Consider the following 10,167-nt stretch of genomic DNA (forward strand, 5'->3'; position numbering starts at 1 on the left):
TCGGCCGGAAAGTCCGCCGCCGCCGCCGCGGCAACCAGAGCCTCCATGTTCGAGCCGCGCCCCGAAATCAGGATGCCGACGCGGCGCTTCATGCGAAGAGTGCGTCCGCCCGCTCGATCGTCACCTCCGGCGTTCCGGACGCGCTGGCGATACGGCCAAGGCGGTGTGACTCGATCCCGGTTTCCGCCAGCAGTGCCCGCGCGGCCGGTTCGTCCGCCGGACGGACCACCAGCACCATGCCGATCCCGCAGTTGAACACGCGCAACATCTCCGCCGCCGCAACATCGCCGGTCCGCGCCAACCACGAAAAGACCGGCGGCACCGGCCAAGGCTGGTCGATCACCGCCGAGGTGCCCTCGGGCAGCACCCGCGGCAGATTGCCGGGCAGGCCGCCGCCGGTGATGTGCGCGGCGGCGCGCAGCAGCCCCGCCCGCGCCAGCGCCAGCACCGGGCGGACGTAAAGCGCCGTCGGCGCCATCAGCGCGGCGCCGAGCGTCTGCCCAGGCGCGAAGGGCGCCGGGGCGTCAAGCCCAAGCCCGGCGGTTTCGATGATCCGGCGGACCAGGGAAAACCCGTTGGAATGCACGCCAGTGCTGGGCAGGCCGAGCAGGATGTCGCCAGGCGCGACACCCTCGGGCAGCAGGCGACCGCGCTCGGCGGCGCCGACCGCGAAGCCGGCAAGGTCGTAATCCCCCGCGCCATACATGCCCGGCATTTCCGCCGTCTCGCCGCCGGTCAGCGCGCAGCCGACCTGCCGGCACCCCTCGGCGATACCGGCGATGACCCGCGCCGCAATCGCGGGGTCGAGCCGCCCGGTCGCGAAATAATCGAGGAAGAACAGCGGCTCCGCCCCCTGCACGACCAGATCGTTGACGCACATGGCAACAAGGTCGATGCCGACCGTATCGTGAATCCCGGTATCGATCGCCAGCCGCAGCTTGGTGCCCACGCCGTCGGTCGTCGCGACCAGGACGGGATCGGTGAACCCCGCCGCCCGGGGGTCGAACAGCGCGCCGAAACCGCCGATGCCACCGACCACGCCGGCCCGGGTCGTCGCCTTCGCCAGCGGCTTGATGGCCTCGACCAGGGCGTCGCCCGCCTCGATATCCACGCCGGCGGCACGATAGGTTTGCCTCTTGCCGTCGTCCTTGCTGGTCATGCCCGCCTCCGATGCGCTAGTCTCGGTTCATGGATGCTTCGGCCACCCTGCACAGCGGCACCAGGCCGCCCCCCGGGCCAACCCCGGCCATCGCGATGGCGCGGTTATCACCACAGCGCGACCTGCAAGGCAACTCGGACGGCCGACCCCGCCCATGAGCGACATGACCGGAACCGGCTTCCGCTGGCAGCGCTTCGGCTGGATCGCGGCAGGACTGCTGCTGCTCGTGCTGTTCCTGCGCCTGTTCTCGGCGATCCTGCTGCCCTTTGTTGCGGCGGCCGGCATCGCCTATTTCCTCGACCCTGCGGTCTCCGCCCTGCACCGGCTGGGCCTGCCCCGATCCCTCGGGGCAATCATCATGCTGCTCGCGATGATCGCCGGCGTCGGCCTCTGCGCGCTGCTGCTCTATCCGCTGATTTCGGCACAGATCAGCCTGCTCGCCCAGCAGTTGCCGGGCATGATCGCCGGGTTGCAGAAATTTACCGCCCATCAGATCAGCCTCATCCAGGCACGATTCGGCTCCGGCTTCGTCTCGAACAAGCTCCAGTCCCTCGTCAGCAACGAGGCGGGAGCGATCGTGAATTTCGCGGGCTCGGCGGCGCGCCAGGTGCTGGGAACCGGCTTTGCGCTGTTCAACATCCTCACCCTTCTGGTGATCACGCCGATCGTCGCGTTCTACTTCCTGCGCGACTGGCCGCTGGTCATGGGACGGCTCGATTCATGGCTGCCTCGCTCATATGAAAGCGTGATCCGCAACCTCGCGCGCGAGATCAGCCGGATCCTGAATGCCTGGCTGCGTGGCCAGGCGATATGCTGCCTGTTTCTCGGCGTCTTCTACGCGGCCACGTTGACGCTCGCGGGTCTCAACCTCGGCCTCGTGGTCGGTCTCACCGCCGGGCTGCTGTCCTTCATTCCCTATGTCGGCACCATCGTCGGCGCGGTCTCCTCGATCGTGCTCGCCCTCGGCCAGTTCGGCGGCCTCGACCACGTGCTGGTCGTCGGCGGCATCTTCGTCATCGGCCAGTTGCTGAACGACTATGTGGTCGCACCGCGCTTTCTCGGCGACAGGCTCGGCCTGTCCTCCGTCTGGGTGATTTTCGCGCTGTTCGCCGGGGCGGAGACGTTCGGCTTCCTCGGCGTCCTGCTGGCCGTGCCGGTCACCGCGACGCTCGGCGTGCTCGCGCGGTTCTGGCTGCGCCACTACCTGCAGAGCCCGCTCTATCTCGACCCGCCGCGGCACAGTGCGTAGCGCCGGATACGAGCCGCGGCAGATGGCCCTGCCGTTCGACGAGCCCGAACGCTTCGCGCTGGCCGATTTCATCGAAGCGGCGTCGAATGCCGCCGCCCGCGCGGCGCTCGCCGCACCGGGCGACTGGGTGAATCGCCGCCTGGTCCTCTGGGGTGAGGCGGGCAGCGGCAAATCGCACCTCGCCTGGATCTGGGCCGCCCGAACCTGCGCGACGCGGCTTGACGCCGCCCGCCTGCGCACACCGGCAAGCCCCGGGGGGGCGCCGCTGCTCATCGAGGATATCGATGCCGCAGCAGCCCCACTCGCCCTGTTCGCAACCCTTGAACGCGCCACCCAGGCCGCCGTGCCGGTGCTGATGACCTGCCGCACACCGCCGGCGCGGCTGCCGGTCGAACCGCCGGATCTCGCCAGCCGATTGCGCGCCAGCCTGACCATCCGGATCGAGCCGGCCGAACCTGAACTGCTCGACGCCCTGCTGCACCGCCTCGCCGCCGCGCGGCAGATGAGCCTGCCGCCGGCGCTGCACCAGTTCCTGCTGACCAGGCTGCCGCGCCGCCCCGCGGTGCTGCGCGAAGCCATCGCCCGGCTCGACCGCTACGCCCTCGCCCTTGGCACCGCGCCGTCGCGCCGCCTCGCCGAACGGCTGCTCGACGAGCTCGCCGACCCGGAGGAAAACGACCTCGAACCCCCTCCGCCCGCCGAGGCGCCGCCCGCCGCGATCATGTCTCTGCTTTAGTCGGCCGGCCTTTCGTGGCAGACTGCCGGCATGGACCAGGAAACCCTGCCCCGAACAGCCTCCGAGCCGATGCCGGCCGGCGATTCCGACCGCTTCATCAACCGCGAGCTATCCTGGCTGGCATTCAATTCGCGCGTCGTCGCCGCCGCCGAAAATCCCCGCTATCCGCTGCTGGAACGGCTGCGATTCATCTCGATCAGCGGCTCCAATCTCGACGAATTCTATTCCGTCCGCGTTGCCGGGCTGATCGGCCAGGCGCGCGCCGGCCTCGCCCTCCGTTCGTCGGATGGTCTGACGCCCACCCAGCAACTCGGCGAAATCAACCGCTGCGCCCGCGCCCTGATGGAGACCCAGCAGCGCGTGCTCGGCACCGTGCTCGCCGAACTGGCCGGCGCCGGCCTCACCATCATCGCGCCGCACGAGCTGAACGAGGCCGACCGCGCCTTTCTCGACCAGCATTTCATGGAGCGGGTCTTCCCCGTCCTCACCCCGCTCGCGATCGACCCCGCGCACCCGTTCCCCTTCGTCCAGAACATGGGCCTCGTGCTCGCGCTCAAGCTGATCCGCCAGGAGGATTCCGGCGTGATGCGGGCGCTCATCCCGCTGCCCGCGCAGATCCGGCGCTTCATCCGCCTGCCCGATCCGTCACCGGCGACGATCCGGTTCGTCAAGCTCGAGGATCTGGTGATCCTCTTCCTCGACCGGCTGTTCCACGGCTTCCGCCTCGCCGGCTCCGGCCTGTTCCGCGTCTGCCGCGATACCGATGTGGAGTTCGAGGAAGAGGCTGAAGATCTCGTCCAGTCCTACGAAACCGCGCTGAAGCGCCGCCGCCGGGGCGCCGCGATCGAACTCACCCTTGCCGCCGACCTGCCGGACGACCTGCGCACCCTCGTCATCGACGAGGTCGAGGCGCCCGAGGACCAGCTCTTTGTCGAACCCGGCATGCTCGGCCTCGTCGATCTGAAGGAAATGATCGTCGACGACCGTCCGGAACTGCTCTTCCCTGCCTATACGCCGCGTTTTCCCGAACGCATCCGGGACTTCGGCGGCGACTGTTTCGCCGCCATCCGCAACAAGGACATCATCGTCCACCACCCGTTCGAGAGCTTCGACGTGGTGGTCCAGTTCCTCCGCCAGGCCGCCTCCGACCCCAACGTGGTCGCGATCAAGCAGACGCTCTACCGCACCAGCCGCGACTCTCCCATCGTCGGCGCGCTGATCGAAGCCGCGGAATCGGGCAAGAGCGTCACCGCCATGGTGGAGCTGCGCGCCCGATTCGACGAGGAGGCCAATATCCGCCTCGCCCGCGCGCTCGAGGCTGCCGGCGTGCAGGTCGTCTATGGCTTTCTCGGGCTGAAGACGCACGCCAAGCTCTCGCTCGTGGTCCGGCGCGAGGGCAGCGCCATGCGCGCCTACGCGCATTTCGGCACCGGCAACTACCACCCGATCACCGCGCGCATCTATACCGACCTGTCCTTCTTCACCTGCGACCAGCAGCTGACGCGCGACGCCGCCCGCCTGTTCAACTACATGACCGGCTATGCTCGGCCCGAGCAGATGGACCAGCTCGTCTACAGCCCGATCACGACCCGCCGCGCCATCGCCGCGCTGATCGACGCCGAGATCGAGGCGGCGCGCGCCGGCCGCCCGTCGGGCATCTGGCTCAAGCTGAATTCGCTGGTCGACGAGCGGCTGATCGACCATCTCTACCGCGCCTCGGCCGCCGGCGTCCCGGTTTCCTGCGTGGTGCGCGGCATCTGCTGCCTTCGCCCCGGCGTGCCCGGCCTTTCCGAAAACATCCGCGTCAAGTCGATCATCGGCCGCTTCCTCGAGCATGCGCGGATCGCCGTCTTCGCCAACGGCGCGCGGATGCCCGACCGCGAGAACAAGGTCTTCATCTCCAGCGCGGACTGGATGGCCCGCAATATGGACTGGCGGGTGGAAACCTTCGTGCCGATCCACAACCCCACCGTCCACGCCCAGGTGCTCGACCAGATCATGGCCGTCGACCTGCGCGACGATGTCGATTCCTGGACGCTCGGACCCGATGGCGTCTGGACGAGGGTCCTGCCGGGCGATCCGCCCGTTTCGGCGCATGAATATTTCATGACCAATCCGTCCCTGTCGGGTCGCGGCTCGGCGCTGCGCGGCCCGCTCACCCAGCAGCAACGCGACCAGATCCGCTATCGCAAGACCTTCCTGACCAACGATTGATGGGTGACAACCGGCGGCACGGGATGTGGTCGCAACGCGCCGGCCACCGCCGCCAGATGGTTCCGGCAGATCTCGCCCGCCTCCCATAATTCCGCGACATAGTTCGCCACCTGCGATTGCCGTTGCACAAGCGGCACGGCCGGGGCCGGCGGGCATGCAAGCAGCGACGGCGGAATCCGCGGCTCGACGACCCGGATCCGGGTGACGACCTGCGGGGGCGGCGCCGCGCATCCCGCAAGCAGCACCACCGCCAGCATGAGACCCCGCGCGGTCATGGTTTCGCCCTCCCGCCCTGCGCCGCCGCAAGCTGCGAGAGTGCGCCGGCCAGCACCGGAGCCACCGCGCCATCCTGTGTCGGCGGCGCTGCCGCCACCGCCGTCAGAATCCGCTGCGAGAGCGCAACGCCGTGCGCATCCGCCGCCGCAGCGGTGGTCAGCGCCGTTTGCCAGGCCGTCTCATCGGCGGTCAGCCGCGCGAGTTCGGCGCGGTTCTCGGAATTCGTCGCCATCAGCCGCGCGATCGTCCCCTGCCCGCCCCGCACCTCGGCCCGCGCCGCCCGCAGCGCAGCCTCGAGGTGCCAGCCATAGAGCAGCAGGCCGGCGAGCAGCACCACACCCAGGATCCATGGCGCGAACCGGCTCAGCAGCGGAAGGATCACGGCTGGCATCGCGCATTGCCCCCGAACCGGGCCTTCAGACCCATGCCAAACGCCCCCGCGGCGATCGCGGAGCCAAGCCCCATCCCATAGGCCTCGGGCGCAAAGAGCTGGCCACGCACCACCACGGCGAAGACGCCGAGGCAGATGTAGCTGAGCACGCCCAGCACCGAGAGCAGGGCCATCCCGTCCGACCGCCCGGCGGCATCCGAGACTATCTCGTGGAGAAAGCGACGCATCAGATCCCCTCCATTGTCATCCGACGAAACGCAGCCAGTGATCGGCAACGCTGCCGATCACCGCCGAAATCACGCCGATCACCACCATGATCACCCGATGACTGCCCGACTGTTCGCCACGGAACTGCGCCAGCTCCGAGCGGAACCGCGCGAACGCGTCGACGAGTTCGTCGGACTTGTCGATGAACCGCTCCTGCGTGCCCGCCACCTGCAACTCGAAGCGGTTGCGCCAGGCCTCCAGCGCGAGGTGCCTTGCCTCGATCGCGGCAATATCGCGTCGCGCCGAGGCGATCTCCGCCTGCAACAGGCCAACCTCCGAGCGCAGGTCGCCCAAAGCGTCCCGCAGGAACGTGACCGTATCCTCTCCCATGGCGCTTACCCCGGCGTCGTCGAAAGCGGGACGCCGTAGGCGGTCGCCTGCAGCGGCATGTCGATTGCAAAAGCCGCTCCCAGATCCGCCGCCATCGACCATCCGGCCGGCGGCGCGAGGCTCGAGAGATTGTCCGTCACCGCATCGCGCCGGCCGATCTGTGTGCTGCCATAGGGATAGTAGAGCAGGCACGACGCCGCCGGGCTTACCGGCGCGCGCTGCAGCGTCACCGCCACATGCGTCGCATCGACGCGCGAGGCGGCGGTGGCCGGAATCATCGGCCCCGGGTTCGCCACCGTGCCACCGTCCATCACCGCGAACCCCGCCCCGTTTGCCGCCTGCAGGTTCACCCGCAGATCGGTGCCGGCGTCGTGCCGGATGGTCACGACCACCTGGTCTGGCGCCGCCTGATACGCATGCGTGATCGACGGCCCGCCCGCGACCGGCAGGCCGCTTGCCGGCACGGCCGCCGCCGGAATGGAGTCCGAAAGCCCCATCGCCAGCGCCGCCCGGGCCGCCGCATGGGCGCCGATCCGGCCATAACGCAGCAGGTCCGGCTGGTCCCGATGCTGCGGATCGCCACCGGAAAACAGGCCGGTTGCCGGGTCCCAGGTCGCGTTCAGCGGATTGGAATCCGCCGTCTGCGCCACGAAGATCACGGCGTTCCCGGCCGGGTCGAGCGACAGGTCGAGCACGCTCTCGCGCACCATCTGCACACCCTGATCGGTCTCGTAGGGGATGGCGCTCCAGAGCAGCAGCGGCAGCGAGGCGGCGCTTCGCCCCAGCATCTGCCGCGTCAGCGCCGCAAGCCGGCTGACACTCTCCTTGTAAAGCGTCTTGTTCGCATAGGGCATCGTGCTGTCCTGCTCGCTCCACGGCCAGAGCAGGAAGGCGATATCGGCCTCGTCCACCGCCGGGACCAATGCCTGCGAGCCGGTCAGATAGGCCGAAAGCGCCTGCCCGTCGGGCCCCAGCGCCCAGGTCGCGGGCGAAGACCCGTCCCCAGGATTGGTCAGGAACGTGCCGTTCGCCGCCCCGGGCGGGAACAGCGGCGGCGAGGAGTTGGACACCGGATGCCCCGCAATCATGGAATACCGCGCCGGGCTGACGACATTCCCCGCCGGCAGCGACGTCGCCGCCCAGGCGGCCGCGCCCAGATACCACGCCACGCCCTGCGCCAGCGCCAGCGCCCCGCCCGCCTGCACGAACCACTCGGCGTTCGACTGGCCCATCACCAGAAGGTTGACGCCCCGCCGCGCCCCCAGCACCCACCGCCCCTGTGCGGCCACCAGGGTCGTGACCTCCACGGCATCCAGCGCCCGGGTCCAGCACGCCGCCTCGTGAAACCAGCACTGCGCCGAGCCCTGCACCGTATTGTCGTGGAACAGCAGCACATTGCCCGCCGCCGACGCCGGCAACGGATTTGCGACGCCGCTCGCCACCTGCGCGCCGTCCAGCCACACATCCACGCCCGTCCCCGGCGTGTTGCGCAGGATCAGCGCATGGGTGTGCCGCCGTTCGATCGTCGCGGTGATGCCGCGGCTCGCCGCCGTGCCGGGAAACAGCGTCAGCCCGCCGCCACCCGGCCCGCCGGCCTCGATGATGGTGGTTCCCGTCGCCATCGCATGGATCAGCGGGATCGGCGCATTGTCGACCTCGATCGTGCCCTGCCGCCAGTTCGGCCGGGTCCAGACGAGATAGAGCGTCCACGCCGCCCCGCTGCCGAGGTCGAACCGCGCGAGCGACAATCCCCAGTCCGGATCGAGCGTCGGCCCGTACTGCGCGATGGCCGGGTCCGGACTGCCTGCCGCGCCGAGAAACCCGTTGACCCGCGGCACCGCCATCATCGTCGCCGGCGCGGTATCCGCCGCAATGTGAAACGGCAGGAGCGTCGCCCCGTTGCCGGACTTGTCGGCCAGCGCCGCCGCCGGCGCATTCCACGCGACGAGCGGATTGCCATTGGCATCCAGCACGGCGCCAAGCGCGCCGGCATCCCACCAGCCGGCCAGCCCGCTGACCGAGGCCGGCGTCGGGCCGGCGAAGGCGCTCCCCGCCGGCACCGAATCCGCCGTCTGGGCGCGCGCGAACAGCCGCCCCGTTCCGTTCCGCAGCGGCGCGGCCGGGCGTACCGAAATCAGGTTCATGCTCAGGTCACCGTGATCGTGAAGCCGGACACCACCGCCGCCTGCCCCGTCGCGGTCTCGACCCACACGTAATAGGCCCCCGCCGTTGCCGGAATTGTGGCGTAGACCGCCCAGAGCCCATTGTTGTCGATGATCGAGGCCGCCTGCCAGCCGCTGGATGGCGGCGTGGTGCCCGAGGTCGAGAACGCCACCTGAGTCGCGATCGCCTGCGCCGGGCTGATGCCGCCGTTCAGCGCCAGCGTGCCCGACCCGGCAGCGACCGAGGTGGTCGCCGGCTGGTTGACCGTATAGGTCACCGAGGGCGTCGCGGCCGTCACCGCGATCGCGCCCGAAACCGCCGTCACCGCCGTATCCGCCGTCTGTTCGGCCCAGAGATAGGCGGTTCCCGCCGCACTGCCCGCCGGCAGCGTGGCCGACCAGGTGCCGCCACTCACCGTCGCGGCAACGAAGCTTGCCGGGGGCGTGGTCGCGCTCGCCGAAAGCCCCACCTGCACCGCCGCCCCCGCCGGGGCCACGGCGCCGCTCACCGCGATATTGCCGCCAGCCGTGGCGCTGGCCGGCACGATCCCGAGCGAAACCGCCGCGGCGACCACGCTGAACGGCGCGCTTCGGCCGACCACGCCGGTCGCATTATGGTCGCGCACCGCGATCGTGTAGGTGCCTGCCGGCAGTCCCGGCATCTGGAACGAGTAGGATCCCGCGCCGATCGTCGGCGCAGCCGCCGCCGTCCAGGTCGTCGCGTCGGTCGAATAATCGAGCGCCGTGGGCGTCTCGTCGAACAGGTCACCGCTCACCGTGAACGCGGCATTCGCGAGCGGAGTACCCGGGGCGTTCACCGTGATCGTCGGCGTCGGCATCGCGATACCATCCCACCACACCAGCGACCCGCCGGAATAGGTCAGCGCCGTCAGTTCCGCCGCGGTGCCCGGCGGCAACGCGCCGACCCCGGTGCCCGAGGTGATGCCGGTGCCCATCTTCACCGGCCCCGAGGCGAGGTTGATCACCCGGCAGGTGAAGCCGCTGCCCATATTGGTGAAATTGGCGGTCAGGGTAATCGGCTGGCTGACCACCAGAATCCGCTGGTTGTGCGTCGTCGCGTCGAGCACCGTGTTGCCGTTCAGCTCGACGACCTGCCGCCGCATGGTGGGAATCTTCTGCGCCACATAGGTCCAGATCGCCGCGAAGCTCTGGCTGGCCAGCGCGTTGCCGCCCTGCGCGACCAGCATCAGGTCGGAATCCGCCGCCGGTCCCGCCGCCGGCAGCTGGTCGATCGTCTGCCCGCCCACCAGCTTTTCATAGGACACCCAGGCATTGGCGCCATTCTGCCAGATCGCGACGAAGTCGCCCGTGCCGATGGTGCTGGCCGAATTCGTGGCTCCCGGCGCGGCGAGTCCCTGCCCC

10 protein-coding genes and 1 pseudogene are annotated in these 10,167 nt (G+C 69.7%); 3 read left to right on the forward strand and 8 right to left on the reverse strand.

The features are described 5' to 3' along the window. Both APM_RS23075 and purM read right to left on the reverse strand, forming a co-directional pair. A pseudogene (locus tag APM_RS23075) lies at window positions 1-92 on the reverse strand (phosphoribosylglycinamide formyltransferase); the annotation flags it as partial. Beyond that, window positions 89-1,159, reverse strand: coding sequence for a phosphoribosylformylglycinamidine cyclo-ligase (purM, locus tag APM_RS05815; RefSeq protein ID WP_007422425.1), 1,071 nt, complete (start codon window positions 1,157-1,159; stop codon window positions 89-91). The pseudogene APM_RS23075 and the gene purM, both read right to left, overlap by 4 nt. A gap of 154 nt (window positions 1,160-1,313) precedes the next feature. Between purM and APM_RS05820 the strand changes: the two genes are divergently transcribed. From APM_RS05820 to APM_RS05830, 3 genes are read left to right on the forward strand one after another with little or no spacing between them, the layout of a single operon-like run. Beyond that, a complete protein-coding gene (locus APM_RS05820) occupies window positions 1,314-2,408 on the forward strand; it encodes an AI-2E family transporter (RefSeq protein ID WP_012040125.1) in 1,095 nt (364 codons plus the stop codon). A 22-nt stretch (window positions 2,409-2,430) separates the two neighbouring features. Next, entirely contained in the window at window positions 2,431-3,144 is a 714-nt protein-coding gene (locus tag APM_RS05825) for a DnaA ATPase domain-containing protein (protein ID WP_007422427.1), read from the forward strand. A gap of 30 nt (window positions 3,145-3,174) precedes the next feature. Beyond that, entirely contained in the window at window positions 3,175-5,358 is a 2,184-nt protein-coding gene (locus APM_RS05830; RefSeq protein WP_007422428.1) for an RNA degradosome polyphosphate kinase, read from the forward strand. Here APM_RS05830 and APM_RS05835 read toward each other — a convergent pair. The 6 genes from APM_RS05835 to APM_RS05860 all read right to left on the reverse strand — a co-directional run. Beyond that, a complete protein-coding gene (locus APM_RS05835; RefSeq protein WP_012040122.1) occupies window positions 5,328-5,633 on the reverse strand; it encodes a hypothetical protein in 306 nt (101 codons plus the stop codon). The genes APM_RS05830 and APM_RS05835 overlap by 31 nt on opposite strands. After that, window positions 5,630-6,025, reverse strand: coding sequence for a hypothetical protein (locus APM_RS05840; protein WP_012040121.1), 396 nt, complete (start codon window positions 6,023-6,025; stop codon window positions 5,630-5,632). The genes APM_RS05835 and APM_RS05840 overlap by 4 nt, the downstream gene beginning before the upstream one ends. After that, window positions 6,013-6,252, reverse strand: a complete 240-nt coding sequence (locus APM_RS05845) for a hypothetical protein (RefSeq protein ID WP_007422431.1) — start codon at window positions 6,250-6,252, stop codon at window positions 6,013-6,015. Before APM_RS05845 ends, APM_RS05840 begins: the two co-directional genes overlap by 13 nt. Before the next feature lie 16 nt (window positions 6,253-6,268). Next, a complete protein-coding gene (locus APM_RS05850) occupies window positions 6,269-6,622 on the reverse strand; it encodes a hypothetical protein (protein WP_007422432.1) in 354 nt (117 codons plus the stop codon). 5 nt (window positions 6,623-6,627) lie between these two features. Then, window positions 6,628-8,766: a hypothetical protein gene (locus APM_RS05855; RefSeq protein WP_007422433.1), complete on the reverse strand. Its 2,139-nt coding sequence runs from the start codon at window positions 8,764-8,766 to the stop codon at window positions 6,628-6,630. Window positions 8,767-8,768: 2 nt separating this feature from the next. Then, window positions 8,769-10,167: hypothetical protein (locus APM_RS05860; RefSeq protein ID WP_007422434.1), on the reverse strand; the 1,399-nt coding region annotated here is incomplete at its 5' end.

Origin of the sequence: Acidiphilium sp. PM, from assembly GCF_000219295.1 — a bacterium.
In the GTDB taxonomy this organism is placed as follows: Bacteria; Pseudomonadota; Alphaproteobacteria; order Acetobacterales; family Acetobacteraceae; genus Acidiphilium; species Acidiphilium multivorum.

Bases quoted from the DNA above. Each gene is read 5' to 3' on its own strand.
- purM (WP_007422425.1), bottom strand. From the start codon at position 1,159: ATGACCAGCAAGGACGACGGCAAGAGGCAAACCTATCGTGCCGCCGGC.
- APM_RS05820 (WP_012040125.1), top strand. From the start codon at position 1,314: ATGAGCGACATGACCGGAACCGGCTTCCGCTGGCAGCGCTTCGGCTGG.
- APM_RS05825 (WP_007422427.1), top strand. From the start codon at position 2,431: ATGGCCCTGCCGTTCGACGAGCCCGAACGCTTCGCGCTGGCCGATTTC.
- APM_RS05830 (WP_007422428.1), top strand. From the start codon at position 3,175: ATGGACCAGGAAACCCTGCCCCGAACAGCCTCCGAGCCGATGCCGGCC.
- APM_RS05835 (WP_012040122.1), bottom strand. From the start codon at position 5,633: ATGACCGCGCGGGGTCTCATGCTGGCGGTGGTGCTGCTTGCGGGATGC.
- APM_RS05840 (WP_012040121.1), bottom strand. From the start codon at position 6,025: ATGCCAGCCGTGATCCTTCCGCTGCTGAGCCGGTTCGCGCCATGGATC.
- APM_RS05845 (WP_007422431.1), bottom strand. From the start codon at position 6,252: ATGCGTCGCTTTCTCCACGAGATAGTCTCGGATGCCGCCGGGCGGTCG.
- APM_RS05850 (WP_007422432.1), bottom strand. From the start codon at position 6,622: ATGGGAGAGGATACGGTCACGTTCCTGCGGGACGCTTTGGGCGACCTG.
- APM_RS05855 (WP_007422433.1), bottom strand. From the start codon at position 8,766: ATGAACCTGATTTCGGTACGCCCGGCCGCGCCGCTGCGGAACGGAACG.